This is a genomic window from Phaeodactylibacter luteus, assembly GCF_007993045.1.
GTDB lineage: Bacteria > Bacteroidota > Bacteroidia > Chitinophagales > Saprospiraceae > Phaeodactylibacter > Phaeodactylibacter luteus.
Genome location: NZ_VOOR01000041.1, coordinates 24,854 through 48,243, shown reverse-complemented (window position 1 = coordinate 48,243; position 23,390 = coordinate 24,854). Strand labels below are relative to the sequence as shown.

The 23,390-nt window shown below is 52.7% G+C and carries 20 protein-coding genes; 8 read left to right on the top strand and 12 right to left on the bottom strand.

The annotated features are described in order from the left end of the window. Both FRY97_RS16665 and FRY97_RS16660 read right to left on the bottom strand, forming a co-directional pair. On the bottom strand, positions 1-3,128 hold a 3,128-nt coding region (locus tag FRY97_RS16665), incomplete at its 3' end, for a fibronectin type III domain-containing protein (RefSeq protein WP_147168699.1). 759 nt (positions 3,129-3,887) lie between these two features. Further along, on the bottom strand, positions 3,888-6,449 hold the full coding sequence (locus tag FRY97_RS16660; protein WP_170254699.1) for a TonB-dependent receptor domain-containing protein: 2,562 nt from the start codon (positions 6,447-6,449) through the stop codon (positions 3,888-3,890). Between the two features lie 642 nt (positions 6,450-7,091). Here FRY97_RS16660 and FRY97_RS16655 point away from each other — a divergent pair. From FRY97_RS16655 to FRY97_RS16645, 3 genes are all read left to right on the top strand, one after another. Then, complete coding sequence (locus FRY97_RS16655) at positions 7,092-7,313, top strand: hypothetical protein (RefSeq protein ID WP_147168697.1); 222 nt, start codon at positions 7,092-7,094, stop codon at positions 7,311-7,313. 3 nt (positions 7,314-7,316) lie between these two features. Then, positions 7,317-8,114, top strand: coding sequence for a diaminopimelate epimerase (dapF, locus tag FRY97_RS16650; protein ID WP_147168696.1), 798 nt, complete (start codon positions 7,317-7,319; stop codon positions 8,112-8,114). Positions 8,115-8,187: 73 nt separating this feature from the next. Then, positions 8,188-9,018: an alpha/beta hydrolase gene (locus FRY97_RS16645; protein WP_147168695.1), complete on the top strand. Its 831-nt coding sequence runs from the start codon at positions 8,188-8,190 to the stop codon at positions 9,016-9,018. 83 nt (positions 9,019-9,101) lie between these two features. Here FRY97_RS16645 and FRY97_RS16640 read toward each other — a convergent pair whose 3' ends face one another. Then, entirely contained in the window at positions 9,102-10,490 is a 1,389-nt protein-coding gene (locus tag FRY97_RS16640) for an NADP-dependent isocitrate dehydrogenase (RefSeq protein ID WP_394349361.1), read from the bottom strand. Positions 10,491-10,763: 273 nt separating this feature from the next. On the opposite strand from FRY97_RS16640, the gene FRY97_RS16635 reads away from it, so the two are divergent. The 4 genes from FRY97_RS16635 to ettA all read left to right on the top strand — a co-directional run bounded on the left by FRY97_RS16635 (position 10,764) and on the right by ettA (position 16,085). Beyond that, complete coding sequence (locus FRY97_RS16635) at positions 10,764-11,519, top strand: tryptophan-rich sensory protein (RefSeq protein ID WP_147168694.1); 756 nt, start codon at positions 10,764-10,766, stop codon at positions 11,517-11,519. A gap of 805 nt (positions 11,520-12,324) precedes the next feature. After that, positions 12,325-13,311 (top strand): aspartyl protease family protein, encoded by a 987-nt coding sequence (locus FRY97_RS16630; RefSeq protein WP_170254697.1) that lies wholly within the window; start codon positions 12,325-12,327, stop codon positions 13,309-13,311. Further along, positions 13,284-14,276: a glycogen-binding domain-containing protein gene (locus FRY97_RS16625; protein ID WP_147168692.1), complete on the top strand. Its 993-nt coding sequence runs from the start codon at positions 13,284-13,286 to the stop codon at positions 14,274-14,276. Before FRY97_RS16630 ends, FRY97_RS16625 begins: the two co-directional genes overlap by 28 nt. 129 nt (positions 14,277-14,405) lie before the next feature. Further along, positions 14,406-16,085 carry an energy-dependent translational throttle protein EttA gene (ettA, locus tag FRY97_RS16620; protein WP_147168691.1) on the top strand — a complete coding sequence of 560 codons (1,680 nt, stop codon included), beginning with the start codon at positions 14,406-14,408 and terminating at the stop codon, positions 16,083-16,085. Between the two features lie 208 nt (positions 16,086-16,293). Here the strand turns inward: ettA and FRY97_RS16615 are convergent, their stop codons facing one another. Further along, the gene (locus FRY97_RS16615; protein ID WP_147168690.1) at positions 16,294-16,878 is read right to left on the bottom strand and encodes a M23 family metallopeptidase; all 585 of its coding nucleotides are present in this window, start codon (positions 16,876-16,878) and stop codon (positions 16,294-16,296) included. Positions 16,879-17,028: 150 nt separating this feature from the next. Here FRY97_RS16615 and FRY97_RS16610 point away from each other — a divergent pair, with 150 nt between their 5' ends. After that, positions 17,029-17,985: a DUF3078 domain-containing protein gene (locus FRY97_RS16610; protein ID WP_147168689.1), complete on the top strand. Its 957-nt coding sequence runs from the start codon at positions 17,029-17,031 to the stop codon at positions 17,983-17,985. Between the two features lie 533 nt (positions 17,986-18,518). Here the strand turns inward: FRY97_RS16610 and rplQ are convergent. From rplQ to map, 8 genes are all read right to left on the bottom strand, one after another. Beyond that, complete coding sequence (rplQ, locus tag FRY97_RS16605) at positions 18,519-19,016, bottom strand: 50S ribosomal protein L17 (RefSeq protein ID WP_147168688.1); 498 nt, start codon at positions 19,014-19,016, stop codon at positions 18,519-18,521. A 179-nt stretch (positions 19,017-19,195) separates the two neighbouring features. Further along, positions 19,196-20,194 carry a DNA-directed RNA polymerase subunit alpha gene (locus FRY97_RS16600; RefSeq protein ID WP_147168687.1) on the bottom strand — a complete coding sequence of 333 codons (999 nt, stop codon included), beginning with the start codon at positions 20,192-20,194 and terminating at the stop codon, positions 19,196-19,198. A 147-nt stretch (positions 20,195-20,341) separates the two neighbouring features. Then, complete coding sequence (rpsD, locus tag FRY97_RS16595) at positions 20,342-20,953, bottom strand: 30S ribosomal protein S4 (protein ID WP_147168686.1); 612 nt, start codon at positions 20,951-20,953, stop codon at positions 20,342-20,344. A gap of 23 nt (positions 20,954-20,976) precedes the next feature. After that, positions 20,977-21,378, bottom strand: coding sequence for a 30S ribosomal protein S11 (gene rpsK, locus FRY97_RS16590; RefSeq protein ID WP_147168685.1), 402 nt, complete (start codon positions 21,376-21,378; stop codon positions 20,977-20,979). Between the two features lie 83 nt (positions 21,379-21,461). Further along, complete coding sequence (gene rpsM, locus FRY97_RS16585) at positions 21,462-21,839, bottom strand: 30S ribosomal protein S13 (RefSeq protein ID WP_147168684.1); 378 nt, start codon at positions 21,837-21,839, stop codon at positions 21,462-21,464. Between the two features lie 48 nt (positions 21,840-21,887). Then, on the bottom strand, positions 21,888-22,004 hold the full coding sequence (gene ykgO, locus FRY97_RS16580) for a type B 50S ribosomal protein L36 (RefSeq protein WP_044221860.1): 117 nt from the start codon (positions 22,002-22,004) through the stop codon (positions 21,888-21,890). Positions 22,005-22,048: 44 nt separating this feature from the next. After that, positions 22,049-22,267 carry a translation initiation factor IF-1 gene (infA, locus tag FRY97_RS16575; protein ID WP_147168683.1) on the bottom strand — a complete coding sequence of 73 codons (219 nt, stop codon included), beginning with the start codon at positions 22,265-22,267 and terminating at the stop codon, positions 22,049-22,051. A gap of 109 nt (positions 22,268-22,376) precedes the next feature. Then, entirely contained in the window at positions 22,377-23,204 is an 828-nt protein-coding gene (gene map / locus FRY97_RS16570) for a type I methionyl aminopeptidase (RefSeq protein ID WP_147168700.1), read from the bottom strand. Positions 23,205-23,390: the final 186 nt, after the last annotated feature.

The following is a 23,390-nucleotide window of genomic DNA, read 5'->3' as shown; positions in this document are numbered from 1 at the left end:
CAAGCAAATGGGCTGGTAGAATAGGTGAGCGGGCTGTTTTGTGGGCAAGTAACGGCAGGGGCTGTGAAGTCGCCTACTTTCACCAGCTGGGTAAACGCTTCGCTGCTGCCAGGCAGGCACCAATCGTAGACCGTCCATCTGCGGCTGAACTTGAAAGTGCCTTCGCAAATATCGATCCGTGGGGTGTCTTCATATACTGCAGCCAAGTTGCCAAGGGAAGGCGCTACCTGGTAATCGCCATAAACAGAAGGCACTACAGGGATTCCGGTCACCTGAGGCGCAGGCAGCCCGTTGCTCAGGGCCGAAAAAGGCGTACTGCATTCAATTTCTACCACTTGGGCAGGGAACACCACTTCCTCAAGTTGTGGCCGGCGCAAAGTGATCTGCTGCTGGCACTGAGCGGCATTGCCCTCCTCATCTACCGCCCGGAAAGTACGGGTGATGACAATATTGCCGCAGCTGGCTTCCGTGTAAACGTCCGTTGCGGAAATAGCCACCTGGCCACCACAATTGTCTACTGCTGCCGGAGCCCCTAAAGTAGGGTAAGTGCCCTGAATGAAAGCGGTCTGCTGTGCGGCACTTCCTGCATTGCCGCCGTAAATAATATCGAAGGCATTGGCCAGCAGGTCTACAGGGTTGTCTGGGGGGCAAGTCAGTACAGGTGCCGTTTTGTCCTCTCCCCTGATATAGCCCCAACAACCTTCAAAGCCAGGTATTGGCGCCCCATTGAGCGATACATCAAAAATGAATTGGCCATCACCATCTAGGATATTACCGTTCGATGGGTTGTCATCATTGACGATCAGGACGGTAAAGTCGCTGTTCTCGAGGCAGCCAAAGCTGCCCTCCAATACCATATCGGCTGTAATCACCCGTTGGCAAGCTGAGCTAAGGGTCACATTGATCTCATCGTTGCATGCTAGATTGGCCTCTGGGGCTGCACTTTGCGTAAAGCTGATGCGGAAGGTTTCCGTAGCCGTATTCCCAGCCGCGTCTGTAGCGGCAATGGTGACGAGGTGGGGGCCTGCATTTACTGCGCCTGCTACTGTATAGTTGTTTCCGGAAACGGTATAAGCGGCACTGCCAGAGATGGCCACATTGGGCACAAGCACGCCCGAGCAGTTGTCTATTGCTGTGACTTGAAAAGTCACCTCGCCTACCGAAGGCCCACAGGGGTCGAGTGCTACCTGAATGTCCTGAGCCGGATAAACGATGACCGGTGGCATCAAGTCGGCCTGTGCGGAAACCTGTATGTTCAAGGCTTGCTGGGCCAGCAGCCCGCCTCCGTCGGTATAGCGGGCCTCAAACAGGTGTGTGCCAGCCAACAGCTCCTGCAGCTGGAAGGTGAACAAGCCCGCACCGGGGTCGGAAAAAGGGGACGGATCCACAGGGCTGCCATTTAATGTAAAGGCAGCAGCAGAAAAGTCTACATCACAGTCGTCGGTCAGCCTCAGGTTGAAGCTGGCCGAAGCACTGCTGGCGCAAAGGGGCTGCAGTACGTTCAACTGGCCAGGGGCCTGAAATACTGCAGGCTGGTTGACAGCCTGCTCTACGATAAGCGTAGATGCCACAGTGGTTCCTGCATATTCAGTGGTGATGAGATACTCCCCTGGAAGCAATTGCCCCTCTGCTTCGAAATAGGCAAAGCCGTTGAAAACCTGTATATGGGAAATGGATAGCGGCGCGCCAGTCAGGACGATCTGTCCAGACACATCATCCCCCTCGCTGAGGGTACAATCGTATACGTTGCCAGAGAAGAAAACAGCAGCTTCCACATTGCAAGCCGTCAGGTGAGCAGTATAATTGCCGGACACATCCACTACAGGCGCAGGGCTGGAAACCTGCCCTACGCTAATAGGCAAGTTATATATGCTGCTGTTGCCCGCATCGTCTATGGCTTCGAAGGAAGCCATATAATTGCCGGGCAGTAGCACGTCTCCGGAAGCGGGGCCAGAAAGCAGGGAAACCGACACATCTAGGTCGCAATTGTCTGTAGCTGCCACCGTATAGTAAACTGGTACACCTTCAGACTGGCAAGCGGGGATCTGGACTGCCACCTCGCCGGGGCCTGAAAATACAGGGGCCAAAGTGTCGTCGACTTCAATAGTATAAACAGAGGTGCGCTGATTGCCCTGCTCGTCTGTAGCGGTGAGGGTCAGTGTATTGGCCCCTACCGCAGCGAAAATTTCTAGGCTGTAAGCCGTATTGGCTGCGGTCTGAGAAGCCACTACGGAAGGGTCGGCCTGCGGGAAAGGGTTGCCAATAGTGGCCCCAAAGCTGATACTGCCAGGTGTGCTGCAGTTGTCTTCGGGAAAGACCGACCACACTAGCTGCACCCCGCACTCCCCTTCCGGAAGGCTGTAGCTGAAAGTTTGGCCTTGGCCATCAATAGCCGCACCGCCAGGCCCGAGAATGGAAAAAGCGGGCGGGAGGGCATCAGTAGGCACAAGCTGTACCGTCTCGCTCAGTGTAGCAATGCAGGCTGGCGCAAAAGTACATCCCCCATTGGCTGCTAGGCTCAGGCTTACGTTGTACGCTGTGCCTTGAGGCGATGCAGACAAATTGCCGGCTACTATGGCAGTACCGGCTGGCACACCCAAAAAGGTTTCTCCTGCTGCAATGATGTCGTACGTTGCCCCACAATCGTCGAGCACAGTAACTGCGAAAGACCCGCTGTTGTCATCATTGGGGCAAAGCGGGTCATTGACCGCAGAAATCACAATCTCTGGAAGACGGCTCTGTATTTGAGCTCCTGAAATCATGCCCACAGCAGAAGCCACACTTGAAGCTCCGCAATTGGCAGTGACTGCGTAGCTATAATCTGTGCCCGGCTGCAAAGTGCCCGGGGAAACATTGAGCGCAGACTCCTGCATGTTGACAAAGTCGACAACAGGCTGCCCGCCTTGTTCAATATCTACTGTATAACTCTGGACCGTACTGCCCGGTGCAGGGGCTGGCCAGTCCAAAACCACAGCGCCGTCGCAAGCGTAGGTAACCGTCACGGGCGTAGGTTGAGGGCAGGGCTGACCCTGAGCTGCCGCAGGGGAAAGTACAAAGGCGAAAAAGCAGCAGGCCAATAGGCCACGAGCGATTGGGAGGTACCCTCCCGGGATGGTAAAGATGTTCATGGATCAAGTTTGTTATAAAAATTTGGGATTAATACCATTTGCTTTCCGCTACACACCCCCTCTTCTGACACAATACTCATTGTCAGCACAGCATAGCATTCCCCGACAGCCTTGCCAAAGGGATGAGCACCGTCAAAAGACAGATGTACTGAGCGTGGCCCGTAGGGTATCAATGCACAGGTTGAGCGGGAGTGGGCCTTGAAGCCCTCCGTCCCTGTCTGAGTGCGTCAAGCGGATCGGGAAGGGCTGTTTCAAGAGCCGCCTTAGGCAACCCATAGATTAGCCACGACAGACCGCTAGTGCCTATCCGAAATAAGGGATGTAGTAAACAGTCGCTGCGCTAAGGCAGCGTACCTATTGGTGAAGGATGGGTTAACTTGGCGCGCTTATAGACATACCTAGAGGAGAAGCTATCATTGAAGGGCAGGCAGCTTTCCTCCCGGCCGGGGATTGCCCGGTGCGGGGTATCAACTATTCCTATCTGTTTGTTGCCGAATGCAGCGGACCGGCTTCAATCCTTACCGGCGCTGTTTGCTATTGTAGGTTGTAATCAGGCTCTGTATTTACAAAAGACAGAACCACATCTTTTTCACAGCTCAAATAACGCTGATTTCCATTTATCGTGCAATAGGGAAATATGTTAAATCTTTAAATTTATTGGCTCGCAAGGTATTTGAAGGGCAGAATCATTTAAAAAGTCAAATAGTAGCAAACCGCAGGGCACGGGCCTTGCGGTTTGCTGCTTGACAGTGGCCCCTTTTATTCAATGCGGTAGCGCAGCCCGGCATAGAGATTGCGCCCGAAGATAGGGCCCCATACCATAGAGGCATCAAAGTATGGGCTAAAAGGCTCATTACTGCTCAAGATGGGGTCCTCCTGACGGAAGTTGAGGAGGTTTTCCCCACCTGCATAAAGCTCGAACAAGCCGTCTTTCCACGATTTAGTCACTTGTGCGTTCAGGAGGAAAAAATCTGGTGATTCCGCTTCAAGCTGATACTCAGGTGGGTTACCCGTAGTGTTGGGGATACGCTTGGGGCCTTGCCAGCTCAGCGTTGCGTCAAAAGCCCAGCCGTTGCGAGTTTCGTAAGCGGTATTAAAAAAGGCCCGCTGCCGTGCAACGAGGGGCTTGTACAGCAATGCGTCTTCGTAAGTCATCCTGACATCGTTGAAGCGGTAAGCCATGCGCAGGTCCCAACGGGGCAGTACCTCATAGTCGGCCTGTACTTGCAGGCTATTGGAGTAAGAAGCGCCGGTTAGGTTGTAAAAGGAGAGCTGTCCTGCCGTTTCGTAATCGGCTACGACCTGCTGCTCAAAATTGGTGCGGTAAGCATCGAGGCTCAGGAGCAGAGGGCGCTCGCCTAGCTGTATTTCCTGAGCATAGTTCAGCCCAAAATTCCAGGCCACCTCTGCCTCCAGCCCAAAAGGCAGGTCACTATCCGGCTGCCCTATGAACTGTATCTGACGGGCACTAGCCAGCCCGCCAATGTTTTCCATGATCACATTCGCGGTGCGCTGCCCACGGCCCGCAGCCCCTCTGAGTACCGCCGTTTCGCTGAGGTTGTACTTCAGGTGCAGCCGGGGCGTCAGGAAACCGCCATAGAGGTTGTGGTAGTCTGCGCGCAAGCCAGCTACTACTGTAAAATCTTCTACCCCTTTCCAAGTGTATTCTCCAAACACACCGGGCACCGACTCCGTACGGGCAAACACGCGAGCATCCAGCTGCTCATCAAACTCATCCCACTGATAGCTGAGCCCGGTTTTGATTTGATGCCGGGTATCAGTGATAATGGTCTGATAAATCAAGTTGACGTAGGCACTTCGCTGATCACCGCTGTAATTGCGAAGCCCAAAACGTGAATCCTGATTGTGGTAAGTTGCACTTACTTGCAGCCCTATGCTCGCATAGGGGCGGTTTTCGAATACCTTGCCCATTTTGAACCAGCCCTCAAGCCGCTCTGCATCGTGAGTAGCGCCCCAGAGCTTGTTATGATCCGCATCGTCGGGGTCAAACCCGAATTGCCCGCTGACCGAGCCGGTGCGCGTGGCTTTTACGCCAAACTGCCCCATCAGGCCGTTCTCACCTATAAACTTCCAACGATTGATTGCCGTGAGGGTCTCTGATAGGGGGTTGTCCAGAAAGCCATCATTATTCTGGTCAAAACGGCGCTGCTGTTGCTTAGCATGTACGAGCAGGCCCGTATGCCAGCGCTCGTTGAAAGAATGCCGCAGGCTGAGGTTGCCTTCCAAGCGCTGCATAGCGTTGGTGTAAGCATTGAAGAACAGGCGAGGGCCCGCCTCAGGCTTGTGCAGCTCTACGTTGATCTGCCCGGCAATGCCTTCAAAACCATTTACCACAGAGCCGGCACCCATATTCAGCATAATGCTGCTGATCCATGGCCCGGGGGTGTACTCCATCCCGTGGAGCACGGCCAGCCCACGCACATCGGGCATGTTCTCTCTGGCAATCTGAATGTAAGGGCTTGACAGCCCCAGCATCTGAATCTGACGAGTACCCGTGACGGCATCTGTGAAGCCTACATCTACGGAAGGGGTCGTTTCAAAACTCTCGGAAAGGTTGCAGCAGGCCGCTTTCGCCAGCTCCTTTTCTCCTATGCGCTGCACTTTGATGGGATCAATGAAGGAAACCTCCGTACTGCGCCGGCGGTGTGTGACTTCCACCTCCTCAAGGTCGATACCGCCGGATAAGACAATCTCGACTTCGCCATCTTGGCTGATGAGCACTGTATCCGTAGGAAAGCCCACGTAACTGACCACCAGTTGCCGGGTGCTCTCCACGTAATCTAGCTCGAAAAAGCCTTTTTCATCGGTCACCGCACCTATGCTTGTGCCCGCCCAAGTGACATTAGCGCCAATGAGAGGGGCTTTGCGGCCCCGCTTGCCTGGCTCGTAAACCGTACCATGAAGATGGCCATGCCCTTCGCTGTGAGCGCTCTCCTCCTGCGGAGCATGGGCAGCGACCACTTCCGAGTCCCGGTATTTGCAACACGCGTGCAGGGCGTCGTAGGCTTCATCAGAAGCCTTAACTTCCCGAGTATCATGCCCTACAGCAGCTAGTGCGCTGTGAGCCTCAACCTCCGAGAAAGGCTCGGGGCTCTGCCGGATCGTCAGGATGCGGGTATCGACATTCCATTCCGCGAAAGCGACCCCCCGTACACCATAAGCAGCGTCTTCGATACGGTCTTTGCACATCCCACAAATACCGTCAACCCAAAGGGTGTGGACCGTACCAGCCTGTGCCAACAGCCAGACAGGTGACAGCCCTATAAAAAGGCTAAATATTATTTTCTTGTAATTGATCATTTCTTGTCTGTATAAAATGTTCCTGCCCTCTGGGAAAAGCACACAAGACGTCGCTTTTTGCCAGAAAGACATAATAATGAGGCCAACCACTGCAAAGCAGTTGTCCAGTTTTCACGAAAAAGTCAGACAAGAAAAAAGGGGGGCGGTTGCCAGATAAGGCGTTGATGGTCATAAGAATAGGAAAGGTGAAAAGCAGGCTCGCTCCCATTGAGGATGGGAAGCTCTATTTCTAGGGCAATCAGCTCTACCGGGAGCATAAAAACCCCACAGCACTGGCACGAGCAAAATGGGGAGCAATCGTCTTCGCCATGCTCATGCTCTTGCCCACAGGGCGCTTCCGCTGTTTCAGCTTTCCCCATACAGTAGGAAGAAGCCCCCGCATCTTTAACCATGCATGCCTGAGCCGCCTCTGTTGCCATTACCTTAGCATCGGTGCAGGTTTTAGCCCCTGACCATAAGGTAAATACTGCTAATAAAATGGCAATTACTCTTTTCACGAATGCAAAGATAAGCAATACTTAGCTCGAAATCAAGTTGGCAAAAGCAGCGCCCGACAGCGCTTACAGCGTATAGAAGACGTACTTCCTATCCGCTTGCCGGTATATTTCCGTAAATTCAGCCCCTCACACGATAATCATCTTTATGGCTGAACCTAAAAAAGAGAAACGAGACCCCTTCGACGGGGATTACGTTGGCAATATCTGGGGCTGGAGGTTTTCGATCATCGGGGCTATCGGCCTGCTTCTGCTCACTTCTTTGGCCGCCTACCGGCACTACACACTAGGGGTGCCAATAGGCTTTGACGACCCCGCCAAAGAAGCCGGGCCCGCTGTGGATACCACCGCAACTTTACCCAACCAATAAGCCATGAAAGTCCCCTTTTACAAATACCAAGGCACCGGCAATGACTTTATCCTGATTGATCAGCGAAAGCAGCAATGGCTGAGCGGAGAAGAACAGGAGGCCATCGCCCACCTTTGCCACCGGCGTTTGGGCATAGGCGCAGACGGCCTTATCCTCCTGCGCAACCGGGAAGGGTATGATTTTGAAATGGATTACTTCAACGCTGATGGGCGGCGGGGGTCGATGTGCGGCAATGGGGGGCGGTGCACGGTCGCCTTCGCCCACGCTCTGGGCATACCAGTGGAAGAGTGCCAGTTCTGGGCGCCTGACGGCCCTCACCGGGCACGCCTGAGAGCCGATGGCTGGGTAGAACTGGAAATGGCGGATGTCCAGCACATTGAAGCTGGGGCCGGTTATTATTTCCTCGATACCGGATCACCACATTATGTGCAATTTGTGACTGACCTTGCCGAAATAGACGTGGTGCAGGCCGGGCGGGCCATCCGTTTCAACGAACGCTTTAAGGCCCAAGGCACCAACGTCAATTTTGTACAAAAAACAAGCCAGGGGCTGGAGGCCGCTACTTACGAGCGGGGCGTAGAGGATGAAACCCTTTCCTGCGGCACTGGAGCCACGGCCTGTGCCCTCGCCAATAGCCTCGCCGGAGCACTAGCCGATGGCCCTTTGCTGACGCCCATACAGACCAAGGGCGGGCAGCTGGAAGTCCGCTTCCGCAAAGAGGGCGCCCGGTACACAGACATATGGCTGTGCGGCCCGGCTGTACAGGTGTTCCAAGGGCAGCTCAGCCTGCCTGGCTTTTGACTGCTGAAAAATACAGCCTATTGTGGTATTGCAAGGAAGCCACTGGCCAAGCTTAACCAAAACCTTTAAAACCATGAAGTACGCGCTTCTCCTGTCTCTTGCATGGCTCACCCTGCCCCTCTTTTCCCTGGCACAGCAGCCAGCACGGGATGTGGCCCCGCTCAGCATCGGCCACACCCAATGGCTACAATCCGACATCCTAAAAGAAGAACGGAGACTGAACATCTACTTGCCCCCTGGGCTTGACACCACTGCCACCTATCCTGTGCTTTACCTCTTGGACGGCAGCATGCACGAAGACTTTATGCACATCTGTGGGCTGTTGCAATTTTTCAACCTACAGTTCAAAATGCCGCCGGCCATCGTAGTAGGCATTGCCAATGTAGACCGCAAACGGGACTTCACCTTTCAGACTTATGATCAGGAGTTGCTTAAAGATTTGCCCACAGCGGGGGGCTCTGCCCCTTTCATACGCTTCGTGGCGGAAGAACTACAGCCGTTTATCGAAAAACATTACCCCGCCAATACAGAACGCTACCTCATTGGGCAATCGCTCGGAGGGCTGCTGGCTTCGGAGATCCTGTTAAGAAACCCTCAGCTGTTCAGCCACTACTTCATCATCAGCCCCAGTCTGTGGTGGGACGATGAAAGCCTGCTGGACGAAGCCCCTGCACTGCTCCAACAACAACAGTTGGACAAGCTTTTCGTGTACCTCTCAGTAGGAGGAGAAGAACACCCTGTCATGGTCAAAGACGCCAAGCGGCTGTACAAGGTACTGCGCGAAGTACAAGATCCTGGCTTCCAGCTGCAGTTCAACCTCATGCCTGAAGAGAACCACGCGACCATTCTGCACCAGAGCATATACGATGGCCTGCTTCACCTTTTCCCTTACCAAGAGGAATAGCCGCCGTGAAAAAAATCAGGCCACGGGTACTCCGTAGCCTGATGGAACATGGTTTGACCAACGTTAAAATTAAAACAGGATCTTTATTCCCCTTGCCCCAAAGAATAGGCCCGCTGCCTATTGATTTGGTACAAGTTCTCTATCTTGATGAAATTCAGCCCGGCCGTAGTCAGCCGCTGCATCAGCCCCAATATGTCAGTGTAGCCAATGGGGCCCTCAGTGGGGGTAAACCGGCAGCGCCAATGATCGGTGCAGAATGTCTCCGGAAAACCGCCAGGGTATACTTTCACGCCCCGGTTGGTTATCATCTTGAGCTTTAGCTCTGGTCCTGCGAGCTCTTCCAGCATTTGCCCCAGCACATTGGGATCGCGGTCTGCCGCTGCCCAGTCTAGGAAAACATCCACTCCGTCCAGCTGTTTATCGGCTCCTTTGTAAGGGGCTACCTTCACCTCTATTGGTTTAGCTTGGCTGCCCACTGCAGGTGAAAAGTGCTTGGGCGACCTTCCCAGCCGCTCGATGACGGCATCGGCAAACGCTTGAGTCCCGACCTTTCGGCGCGTATAGTTTTCGGAATAAAGGTCGGCAGTATGGATGCCATCCTCCAGAGTAGCCAGTAGGGCATTCTGCACCCGGGCAGCAATATCCCCTTTGCCCAAGTGGGCCAGCATCAGGCAAGCAGCATGGATCAAGCCTGAGGGGTTAGCAATATCTTTTCCTGCTATATCTGGGGCAGAGCCATGTATGGCTTCGAACATGGAAATCTTAGAGCCGATATTGGCCGAGCCGCCCAGGCCGACAGAGCCTGCTACCTGTGCTGTTATATCCGAGACGATATCCCCATACAAATTGAGGGTGACCACCACATCGAACTGCTCCGGACGGTCAGCCAGCATCGCAGCACCTATATCGATGATGAAATGATTGTTTTCGATATCAGGGTACTCTTGGGCCACCTCATCAAATACTTGATGGAAAAGGCCATCGGTATGCTTCATGATGTTGTCCTTAGACATGCAAGTGACCTTTTTCCGGCCGTTGGCCCGTGCGTATTCAAAAGCGTAACGGATGACCCGCTCGCAGCCTGGGCGGGAAACCAGCTTCAGGCACTGTACCACTTCGGCAGTCTGCTGATGCTCAATGCCTGCGTAGAGGTCCTCTTCATTTTCACGGACGATGACCAGGTCCATATTGGGGAAGTGGCTGGGCACGTAAGGGGTGTAAGCCCGGCATGGCCTAACGTTTGCAAACAAGCCCAGTGTTTTCCGGATGGTAACATTCAGGCTCTTGTACCCACTGCCTTGAGGCGTTGTAATAGGGCCTTTCAGAAAAGCCCGGTTATTGCGCAAGGCTTCCCAGGCTTCTGGGGCTATGCCCGATGCATGCCCGTCGAGGTATACTTCTTTTCCTATGCGGACACGCTCGTAGGCCAGCCCGGCGCCAGCGGCATCCAGTACCCGGAGCGTTGCCTTCATGATCTCAGGGCCTATGCCATCGCCATAAGCCACTGTGATGGTATCTGCCGAAGCCGGTGCTTGCCCGCCTGCAGATTGGGGCTGCAGTGCGCTACCGCTGTCCATGGTGGGCTGATTGTTATTCCATTGCTCTTTCATGATAGTTGGGTTCTATTTTATAGAAGTTTTACTATCAACAACAGCAGCAAAATCCTGTTCGTGCCAAAGTATATTATTTTCCAATTGGTGAACAACTGGGCGGCAGCCCAACTTTCTTAAATAAAACGCCAAGCCATGACCAATCCTCTAAAGTGGGCCAACCTGGGAGGCCTTCTCCTTGTCTTGCTCCTCAACACCCTTGCCAATACTCTCCCGATCAATGGGCTGACGACCGGAGAGCTCTCTGCCTTATACCCCAACAGGTTTGTCCCTGCGGGCTTTACCTTCAGCATTTGGGGCGTCATTTATTTAGCCCTTGTCGGTTTTGTTGCCTTTCAATTCCGTCCGGCGGGCAATCGCCTTAGAGATAGTATAGGACAGTGGTTTTTCCTGTCCTGCTTGGCCAATGCTTCCTGGATCCTTGCCTGGCACTATATGCAGCCCATATTAGCGCTGCTTATTATGCTATTCTTGCTGTGGTCATTGGTGCAGATCTACCTTAGGGTCACAGCCCTGCCCTTTCGGGAAAACTGGCCCGGCATCCTTCCTTTCCAACTCTATCTTGGGTGGATCTGTATCGCAACGATTGCCAATACGACAGCAGTGCTGACTTACGCTGGCTGGGATGGCGGAGGGCTGGCGCAGGCCACTTGGGCAGCGATCATGGCAGCTGCAGGCACAGCAATCGGCCTGTTTTTTCTGGTGCGGTATAAGGATATCGCCTTTGGGCTGGTAGTACTCTGGGCCCTGTACGGCATTTATTCCGGGCAGGCAGAAGGCGGCCTGTTGCAGGAGACGCTGCAGTTTGCCATGGGCATCACAGGGGGCGGGGTAGCCGGCATCTTGCTGAGAAACCTACTTCCCGGAAAAAAAATTAAAAAAACAAGCTGACACACGAACCAAAGAGCTTTGTGTTTGTCCATAATAGTAACACTATCAAGCAAGCGGGTTTACCTGCTTGTCCTAACCTTATAGCCCAAAAGAATTATTAGAGTTGTGCTTTCAGTATGCAGTAGTATGGTGCTGCCCGGGTTGTTCCGGGCAGCTTTTTTTTTTGCGCTGGCCGAAAAGTCATCCCGCCTGGTAGAGCATGCTGCAACCTCAACGGAAAATAGGTGTACTTGGACAAACCTGCCGAAGCCTCAAAATGGGCAGCTTCCGCCAAAAAACATTAAACGTGAACCAAAATGCCGCTTGCGTTTGTGCTTTTCGGGCTTTACAGCCTGGCATCGGCCTAGCGCTGCGAAGGGGTTTAAGAGCTAGTTAGGATTTTACCCTTCGGGCTGCTCTTGCCGAATTTTGTCCTGCTCTTCGTTGTTCTTCGGTCACGTAGCTAAGGCTATGTTCCCTCATCACGCCTCGATCAGGGCAAAATTTGGCTGCGTTCGCTCCAAAAGCAAAATCCTATCTAGCTCTAAGCCCGATAGGGCCGAGCGGACAGCGAGCCCCGGAGCATAGCGGCACCTGCCCGCAGGCAGGGGCAGGCCCCTCACATTGTGCAGGGGCAAGCACTCAAAAAACGGCAATCTGGTTTGCGGCTACAATACTTTAGGGACCGGCTTCCGCACTATATTTCATAAGGGCCGCTAAACTCAAATTCAGCGGCTTTGCCAGGGCCCTGCCGGCCATGCTAGCACAGCATACAGGGCAAACCCTTGATTTTCAAAACAAACCTAACCCAAACAAGCGTTTAAGCATGACTCCCTGGCTACACCTTTTCCTACTGGCTCTGATCTGTGCTGCCCCGCTCGGCGCAGCTACCCCTGAGGGGCCGCCCCCTCTTCGGCGGGTCCTTCCACCGTTACTGGTGGAGGGCGAACAAATTAGCCCCTACACCATACGCGCCCCCTTCGAGCTAGCAGGCCACCTCATCCTCATTCAGGCAGAAGTAGCTGGGCAGTCGGGCAATTTCATCCTCGATACAGGTTCGGAAGCCCTCATCCTTAATGCAGCCCACTTTGCGGGAGGCGTGGAGCAGCCCATGCTGGCCTCTACAGGCACCACGGGGCGGGTGGAAGGCGTGCGCGTTACAGCGGTAAGCGACCTGGCGATTGATAGTTCCCGTATGGAACGTCTTGGAGCGCACGTTATAGATTTGAGGCATATTGAAGAAAAAAAACACATCCGGCTGCTTGGCATTATCGGTTATGATGTCATTAAAGCGTACGAGCTGCTGATTGATTTCCAGCTTAGGCAGCTGACCCTGACTCAGCTAGACCGCCTTGGCAACCGGCTTGACAGCCTGGCCATTTATGATGCAGCTACCGACAGCCTGGAAGCCAGGCTACAGGACCATATCCTGGCTATTGAAGGCGAGGTTGACGGCCATAGCGTTACCTTTGGGCTAGACTCTGGCGCTGAGCTCAATCTGATCGACAAGCGGGCAGGGCGAAAGGTGCTACAACATTTCCAGCCCAACCGGCGGGCGGTACTGCACGGCATGGCGGGGAGCAAAGGGGTAGAAGTCATAGCCGGCAAGCTGTATCATTTCAGTAGCGGGAAGCAGCGCTGCTCGGGCATGCGCACCATACTGACCAATATGGCCGAGCTGAACCACAGCTTTGGCTCCCGGCTTGATGGGCTTATTGGGTACGAATTCCTAGTTACCCGCAGGACCATCCTCAACTATAAACGTGAAAAACTATATTTTCTGCCATGGTACACTACTGCTCCAAAACCTTAGCCCGGCGGCCCATCATGCTGTGGCTCTTCTGCCTGGCGCTGCCCTGGCCTATCATCGCACAGGACTCCCTGTCCTACCGGGCTTATTATATGGATGGGGAAGAAGTCGTTTTCGAATTCAACCGGCAATATTTTAGCGAAGTGACCCGGCATGGCAGCCATGCGCAAACCGAGTTTGAGGGGCTAGCGATCGAATCGGTCGCCCTTTCCGGATCGTTCAACGATTGGTCTGTGGATGGGTGGGAAATGGATGAGATTGGGCCAGGCCTTTATCAGCTGCGCAAATCAGTGCAGGACTTCAACGACCACTTTACCTGGGCCTTCAAGTTTGTCATCAATGGTGCCTATTGGGCAGAGCCCGACCCTGCGTACATCAGCAAAGCAGACATTATTCAGTCTGGCCCGTTCTGGAGCTCCATTTACAACCATAAGCTGCAACTGCTGCAGCCGGTACAAGGAGGGAACGCCTGTTTTGAGCTTAAAGGGCCCCCCAAAGCAGCCCAGGCCATCTTGACCGGCACTTTTATAGATTGGTCTGAAGACGGGCTGCCTATGCAGTGGACGGGGCAGGGCTGGGAGCTTTGCCTAGAGCTCCCAGCTGGCACCTACGAGTACAAATTTATTGTAGATGGCGAATGGCTGCACGATCCTGCCAATGAAGAGACACGCCCCAACGAATACCACACCCTCAATTCTGTCCGCCATATTTCTAAACCCTGTAGTTTCTTTCTGCCGGGCTACGAGAACGCTTCTTCCGTCCGTTTAGCGGGTTCCTTCACGCAATGGGAAACCGGGGCTATCCTTATGCAGGCTGTGCCCGGAGGATGGGAAACCACAGTAGAGCTCGGCGGGGGCAAGCATACTTACAAATTCATCGTTGATGGGGAGTGGGTGAACGACCCTTCCAACCCCTTCAGGGAGTACGACCGCGATGGGCATCTGAATTCCGTCCTCCGTATGGAATAGCCCGCTGATTTTCCTTGGCAGTCATCAGACAGGTCTTTATCTTTAGCAGCTGCGCAGCCGCCCCTTTAGCAAGGGCGGTGCCAGGCCGTGGCAGCAAGGCTGCACCTTTTGATGACAAAAAACTAAACTATGTCTGACAACAAAGTCATTTTTTCCATGGAGGGCGTCTCCAAAACCTTTGCCCCTGGGAAGAAAGTGCTCAATAACATCTGGCTCAGCTTTTTCTATGGCGCTAAAATCGGGGTACTCGGGCTCAATGGCTCCGGCAAATCGACCTTGCTCAAAATCATAGCTGGCAAGGACGAGAACTACGAAGGGAAAATTCATTTTGATGGCACCTACAAAATCGGCCTGCTCGATCAGGAACCGGAGCTTGATGCCAACAAGACAGTGCGCGAAGTAGTCGAAGAGGGCGTTCAGGATGTCGTAGACCTGCTAAAGGCCTATGAAGCCATCAACCTGAAGTTCTCAGAGCCCATGAGCGATGACGAGATGAACAAACTGATTGAACAGCAAGGGGAAATGATGGAAAAACTGGAGCACCAAAACGCTTGGGAGCTCGACAACCGCATCAATACGGCGATGGAAGCCCTGCGGTGCCCGCCCGATGATGCACCGGTCAGCGTACTCTCTGGTGGGGAGCGCCGACGGGTAGCCCTGGCGAGGCTGCTGCTCAGCAATCCGGATATCCTGCTCCTTGATGAGCCGACCAACCACTTGGATGCCGAGTCGGTCCACTGGCTAGAGCAGTACCTCAAAAATTTCCAAGGGACGGTCATTGCCGTTACTCACGACCGCTACTTCCTTGATAATGTAGCGGGGTGGATCCTGGAGCTCGACCGGGGAGAAGGCATTCCCTGGGAAGGGAACTACTCCAGCTGGCTGGAACAGAAGGCTAAGCGCCTGGAACAGGAGGAGAAAACAGAAAGCAAGCGGAGAAAGACCCTCCAACGGGAACTGGAATGGATCAAGATGGCACCTAAGGCTAGGCAGGCCAAAGGGAAAGCCCGCCTCAACGCCTATGAAAAGCTGGCCGGAGAGGAAGCCAAAGCCAAAGAAGCCAAGCTGGAGCTCTATATCCCTGCGGGCCGCCGCTTGGGCGATAATGTGATACAGCTCGACCAAATCTCCAAAGCTTATGGCGAGCGCACTCTTTTTGAAAACTTCAGTCTGGATATCCCGAAAAATGCCATTATTGGCATTATCGGGCCCAATGGCGCTGGCAAGTCTACCCTGTTCCGTATCATCATGGGGAAGGAACAGCCTGATAGCGGTAGTGTGACTATAGGGGAAACCGTTGACCTCTCCTACGTAGACCAAAGCCACGAGCAGCTGCAAAATGGAGAAAAGACGGTATACCAAGCCATTTCTGGCGGCAATGAAAACCTAGAGATCGGTAATCATGTCATGAATGCCAGGGCCTATATCAGCAGGTTCAACTTTACGGGGCAAGACCAGCAGAAAAAGCTGGGCGTACTGTCGGGAGGAGAGCGCAACCGGGTACACCTCGCTATGACCCTCAAGGAGGGGGGCAACGTGCTCCTGCTCGATGAGCCCACAAACGATATTGACGTGAATACACTGCGAGCACTGGAAGATGCCGTAGATAATTTCGCAGGCTGTGTGTTGGTCATCTCGCACGACCGGTGGTTTATCGACCGCCTCGCCACCCACATCCTTTCCTTTGAATACGACGAGCAGCCCGTTTTCTTTGAAGGCAATTACTCTCAATTCGAAGCCATGAGAAAGGCAGAACAGGGCGATCAGAAGTCTAAGCGTCCTCGCTTCAAAAACGTTATCAACCGATAAACAGCAGGGGCAGGCTCTTAGAGCCTGCCTTTTTACTAAGGCGCAAACCAGATTGTCGTTTTTTTGCTTGCCCCCTCCACATGGATGGGGGCCTGCCCCTGCCCAACGGGCAGGTGCCGCTATGCTCCGGGGCTCGCTGTCCGCTCGGCCCTACCGGGCTTACACCCCTGCGCAGCGCTAGGCCAATGCCAATCTGGAGCCCCTTTTCCTATGGCTTTCCCCAAATAGGCAAAGGGTCTTCTTCCTTCCCCCTAGCATTGATAAGCTCGAAATGAAGGTGGGGGATGGTATGCCGGGCATTTCCAGTATTCCCGACCGTGCCCAATACCTGGCCCCGGCTCACCCAATCTCCTTTTTCTACGTGGATTTCATGCAGGTGAGCATAGTAAACTTTCACGCCACCAGCCAAACGCAGCCAGATCTGCCGCCCGCCATTCCCCTTGTCTGCTGTCCGGAGAACTTCAGCATCAGCAACGGCAAGGACCGGGGCCCCTCGGCTTGCACGGATGTCAATCCCCTTATGTGCCCTTGCGCCGCCACTCCGGGGGTCGCCAAAAAAAGAGATCACGTCCCGGGGGCCTGCCCCTGCCACGGGGAAAGCCAATATCGGCAAGGCCTCTGCAATATCCTCAGCAGCAGAGATAGGCACAGCTGCCGGGCTGAACATCCGCCTGCGGGCTTCCGTTTCAATTTGGTATTCAAAGCGGCTCCGGCTACCCCAAAAGACCAGAGGCCCAAAAGCCAAGGCTAGAAGAAGGGCTGCCCCAAGTAGGTTCCAATCTTGTCCTTTCATCAGTTGCCATAACTCTCCGGGGCTCCCAAATATTGTACGCTGCAGCCAGGCAATACAGCCTAAAAGGGTGAGATAATTCGCTGAAGAGTGGTTACCTATCCTTAGCTTTGGCGTCAAGAAAAACACGTTTACTTCACAAAAAACAATCTAATGACCAACAACACGACCTGGCTATTCACCATAGCCTTTTTGCTTTCTGCACCTTTGGCACTTTTATCGCAGACAGCCGAAGAGCTGGCAGCCGAGAAAGCCCAAAAGAGCCAACAACTTGATTCCCTCAAAAAAGAGCTGAAGGCCCTCACCAAATCGGTCAACAACCTGGAAACGGACGTGGCAAGCCTGACTGATCAGCTGACCCCTTACCCGCGCTGGAAAAAAGGGCTGCTCGCCAATCTGGGCTTCAACTTTTCGTCTTTCGATTCTTGGCTGCCAAAAGAGCAGCCAAATACCTCGGCCATCAATATCGGGTTTACCACCAATGGCTTCATCAACGGGGATTGGGAAAATGCATTCTGGCGCAACAACGTTAACCTCACTCTCGGATGGCTCAAGTTTGATGACAAAGACAACCCGGATGATATCGACCGCTTCCAAGTTTCAGCGGATGCCCTGAACATGACCTCCCTCTATGGCTACAAACTCTCTCCTAAATTTGCCATCTCAACGCTTGGAGAATACCGGACTTCCGTCTTGGAAGGCAAGTTCAACAACCCTGGATACCTCGACCTGGGCTTAGGTGCAACCTGGACCCCTATCCCTGATCTAGTTGTGGTCATGCACCCGCTCAACTACAATTTCGTCTTCTCAGACGAAGCGTTCAGCTATGAGTCCTCCCTTGGCGCCAAAATTGTAGCGGATTACACCAAGCGGATTGTAAAGGGGCTGAATTGGAAATCCAACTTCTCTGCTTTCCTGAGCTATGAAGACGGAGACTTTTCCAACTACACTTGGGTCAATACCTTCAGCACGGCTTACAAAGGGATAGGCATTGGGCTAGACATCGGGCTTAGGAGCAACAAACAGGAAGCCATGGCTGCTGAACTGGAAGACAACCCACTGCAAGCTTACTATATCTTAGGCATTACCTATGCCCTGAGCTCCAACTAAGCACCTATTTGGAGCTCGTCCTTATTGCAAATCAACACTTGATAAACCGGGCGTGAACCAAAATGTCACAGGCGTTTATGCTTTTGGGGCTCTAGCCTGGCATTGGCCTAGCGCTGCGAAGGGGCGGCAGGCCTGATAAGGCCGAGCGGGCAGCGAGCCCCGGAGCATAGCGGCCCCTGCCCTCACGGCAGGGGCAGGCCCCCAAAAAAACAACAATCTGGTTTGCGCCCGATAAACCTGGCTTCGCGTGTTGGGATTTTGGCCTTCTAATCAAAAAATTGTCCCGCTGTCTAGCGGGACAGACCGATTACTAAAGTCCCAACACGCTCTTAATTTATAGCCCGCTGAACTCAAGTTTAGTGAAGAGGCCCGTTGCCGGGGAATAACCCCTTGATTTTCACAATAAATCCACTCTAAACAAGCCCTTATACCCCTCTTCAGCGCTTAAAGGCGCACCAACGAAAAGGGGCAGGCTTCTTGCGAAGCCCGCCCCTTTTTTTCGTTTTGTTAAGCAGGTAAAAGCCAGATGAGGCCTATTCCTCTTCTTCAGCAGCGGCAGCTGTAGCCGTAGCAGCTGTAGCAGCAGTTGCAGCAGCAGCGGCGCCTTTGCCAGAGCCACCACGACGGCGGCGGCGGCGTCCGCCACCCTGAGATTTCCCGGCAGTGTACACTTCGTTGAAGTCAACGAATTCAATCATGGCCATTTCAGCTGCATCGCTGCGGCGGAAGCCAGTCTTGATGATGCGTACATATCCACCTGGGCGGTCACCGACTTTTGCAGATATAGCGCTAAACAACTCCGTTACAGCTTCCTTATTTTGCAGATAGCTGAAAACTACCCGGCGGGAATGCGTGGTGTTGTCTTTAGATTTGGTTACCAGAGGCTCAACATACTTGCGCAAAGCTTTAGCCTTTGCGAGCGTTGTGTTGATACGCTTGTGCTCGATCAGTGCGCAAGCCAGGTTGCGCATGAGTGCGCGGCGGTGGCCTTCCTTACGGCCAAGGTGGTTGAATTTCTTTCCGTGTCTCATTGGAAAAATGACTTCGTGACACGATCTGAGCGAAGCTATTCAAAGCGTGGACCACAGGCCGGTCCTCTAGGCATCAGATGGTTATCACAGGTTATAGAATAAAGCACGATAAAAGTGCTGCCTGTAATATAAAATAAGGGCATGCTGTAGATACTGTGCCAGCCGCCCTTATTGTCTTATTATTCTTCTTCGAGCTTGTACTTAGACAAGTCCATGCCAAAAGTAAGCCCTTTATCCTGCAGGAGCTCTTCAATCTCAACCAAAGACTTTTTACCGAAGTTGCGGAACTTCAGCAGCTCGTGCGTATCATAGCGCACCAGCTCAGCCAAGGTATTGATTTTAGCAGCTTTCAGGCAGTTGTAAGCCCGGACAGACAGGTCGAGGTCTTCGAGGGAAGTTTTCAGCAGTTTGCGCATATGAAGGATATGCTCATCTACAATATTCTCCTCGCGGGTAGCTGCATCGTCGAAGGTGATATTTTCATCTGTAATCAGCATAAGGTGCTGAATCAGGATACGAGATGCTTCTTTGATGGCCTCCTCCGGGTGGATAGTACCGTCCGTTTTCACATCGATAGAGAGCTTCTCGTAGTCAGTACGCTGCCCAACACGCGTATTCTCAATGCGGTAAGCCACATTTTTGATAGGCGTATAGATAGCATCCACAGGGATGACACCAATAGGTGCATCTTTAGGCAGGTTTTCGTCAGCAGGGACATATCCCCGCCCTTTGGTGACCGTAAGCTCCACTTCGAGGTTGACGAAAGGCTCCATTTGGCAGATGAGCAAGTCGGGGTTCATGATTTTGAAGACATTGGTATGCTCTTCAATATCCCCGGCCCGGAATTCTTCCTTGCCATTGATGGTCAGGTAGACCTTCTCGGTAGTGATATCTTCGTCACTGATGAGTTGCTTGAGGCGAACCTGTTTCAGGTTAAGGATAATCTCAACCACATCCTCTACCACACCGCGGATAGTCGCAAACTCATGCTCAACGCCAGCAATACGGACGGCGGAGATGGCGAAACCCTCGAGGGAAGACAGCAGAACGCGACGCAGGGAATTGCCTACGGTTTGACCAAAGCCCGGCTCAAGGGGTTTGAATTCAAAAAGCCCTTCGAAGTCGTTGGCTTTCTGCATTACGATCTTGTCCGGCTTCTGGAAGTTAAGAATGCTCATATGTATAGACCTGTGTGCTTTGTAAGGAATAAAAATAGGCATTTTACATAAATGCCATATGACGGCTAAAAGTGCCTTCCTTTCGAAAGGCACTTTTGAACCGTCTATATTATATGTGTATTGTAGTGAGTTACTACCACAATGACATTACTTAGAGTAAAGTTCAACGATCAGCTGTTCGTTGATTTTTTCTGGGATTTGCTCGCGCTCAGGATAGCCCAAGAACTTCCCTTCCATGGTGTCAGGGTTGAACTCCAGCCATCCGAACTTCCGCACATCAGACTTGGCCCCTACGGCATCCTTAACGATTTCCAAACCCTGTGAGCGGCCACGGATACCAACGGTATCGCCAGGGCGGAGCTGACAGGAAGGCACGTTGGTCACTACCCCATTCACAACCACGTGGCGGTGAGAAACCAGCTGACGTGCAGCACGGCGGGTAGGCGCAAGGCCAAGGCGGAAGATGGTGTTGTCCAGACGCGCTTCGAGCAGCTGAAGCAGTACTTCACCTGTGACGCCGTCGTTGCGGTTGGCACGATCAAATAAGTTGCGGAACTGACGCTCGAGCACACCATAAGTGTACTTCGCTTTTTGCTTTTCCATCAGCTGCAGAGCATAGTCAGACTTCTGCTTACGCCGACGGCCGTTGCCATGCTGCCCCGGAGGGTATTTCTTACGCTCGAAAGATTTGTCCGCACCGTAAATGGCCTCGCCGAACGCTCTTGCTTTCTTTGTCTTTGGACCAGTATATCTCGCCATCTGAATAAACTATTTTCGATTGATTAAACCCTTCTGCGCTTAGGAGGACGGCAGCCGTTGTGAGGCACTGGAGTAACGTCCTTGATACGCAATACTTTGATACCTGCAACATCAATTGCACGGATTGCAGCCTCACGCCCGGAGCCAGGCCCCTTGACGTAAACCTCTACAGAACGCAAGCCGGCATCATAGGCCACGCGGGAAGCGTCTGCAGCAGCTACCTGAGCAGCGTAGGGTGTATTCTTCTTAGAGCCCCGGAATCCAGCTTTACCAGCAGAAGCCCAAGAGATAACCTGACCTTTTTTGTTGGTCAGGGAGATAATGATATTGTTGAAGGATGCTTGGATATAAGCCATTCCTTCAGACTCTACCTTTACATTCCTTTTTTTGACTTTCTTAGCCGTTTTTCCTTTTCCCTTTGCCATTGTGGTTGGAATTTATTTAAAGGTTCGCCAATACAGCGGATGCACGCTTTCCTACAGCGCCATCGTGTGCGAAGCGATAATGATTACTTGGTTACCTTCTTCTTGTTCGCAACAGTCTTACGCTTACCTTTACGGGTACGTGCGTTGGTCTGTGTACGCTGGCCACGAAGAGGGAGCCCTCTACGGTGGCGCAACCCACGGTAACATCCGATATCCATCAGGCGCTTAATGTTAGACTGTACTTCTGAACGCAACTCACCTTCGACAGTATGCTCTTCCGTGATAATACTGGAAATCTCACGCACGTTCTCGTCTGTCCAGTCCTGAACCTTGATGTTCTCGTCTATGCCTGCTTGCTGTAGGATATAAGCAGCCTTGGAGGTGCCAATACCGTAAATGTAAGTCAAGCTGATGATACCGCGCTTGTTGCGAGGCAGGTCAACACCTACTATACGAGCCATTTGTAGCTATTTAATTATTCAGGTAATGCAACTTCAGCGGGCTACTGATTAGCCTTGACGCTGCTTAAACTTTGGATTCTTCTTGTTGATGATGTAGATCTTGCCCTTGCGACGGACAATCTTACAATCTGCTGAGCGCTTCTTGACCGATGCTCTAACTTTCATAACAAACGTTTTTCAGGTTGATCAATTGCAAGGTGCAATGCTGCTTATTTGTAACGGTAAGTGATCCGCCCACGTGTCAAATCATATGGGGAAATCTCAACCGCAACTTTATCGCCTGGTAAGATCCGAATGTAGTTCATCCGCATCTTGCCCGAAATAGTGGCTACGATTTCATGGTCATTCTCTAGACGGACGCGGAACATTGCATTCGATAATGCTTCCTCAATAATCCCGTCTTGTTTGATAAGATTTTTCTTAGCCATACTTCAATTTTCGGTGTGCAAAGATAACTATTTTTTATTGACTTCCACGCTTCGGGATACAAAAAATCGTATTCCTCAGCAAGTTAGGGCTTTGCCCCGGCCTACCTGATCAACCCTGAAGTGCCTCTGCTACCACACCGACGTAGCGTACATTCGGGTTTTTAGATATTGCCTCCTCGACCACGCTGTGGTCCGAAAGCTTTACCGTGCCAGTTGTCAGTACCGCAACGGAATGCTCATAATGAGCTGAGGGCAGGCGGTCTTTAGCAAAAATGGTCCATCCATCTCGCTCTGTGCGCACTTCTTTGCGCCCCAGATTGACCATTGGCTCGATTGCAATAACCAGGCCATGCTTGAGGACAGCCCCTCTGCCCCTTTTGCCATAGTTGGGCACTTCCGGCCCTTCGTGCAAGTCGCGCCCAATACCGTGACCTACCAATTCTCGGACTACTCCGTAGCCATGCTCGCGCTCAACATATTGCTGCACTGCAAAGCCTATATCACCTAGGCGCGCCCCCACTACAGCAGCCTCTATCGCTTTGTAAAGAGAGGTATTCGTAACCCGGCAGAGCTCCATCACTTCCTCCTTTACCTCCCCTATCGGAAAGGTGAAGGCCGAATCGCCATGAAAACCATTGAGCTGTACCCCACAATCCACAGAAACGATGTCGCCATCTTGGAAGACCTGATCTTTATTGGGAATGCCATGCACTACCTGCTCATTGACAGAGACACATAGGCTTCCAGGAAACCCCTGATAGCCCTTAAAGGAAGGAACGCCACCGTGGTCTCGGATCAACTCTTCTGCAGCCTTGTCTATTTCCGCCCCTGTCATCCCAGGCCGCAACATACTGCCCACGTGGGCCAAGGCTTTGCAGACTACTTCATTGCTCTTTTTCAAAAGCTCAATCTCTTCATCCGTCTTGTAGAAAACCATTCCCATCTATCCTGCAAGATTAAGTACTGAACTGCCCGCTCTAAAACGGGCTGCTTCTAATAAGAATGAAAGAGGAAGCAGGTGCAATGCTGCAGCCCCGTCTCCTCTTAGCACCATACCGCCTCAGCGCCATAGGCACTGAGGCGGTACAGTATCTGACTAACAGCCTAAGCTGATCAATGTTTG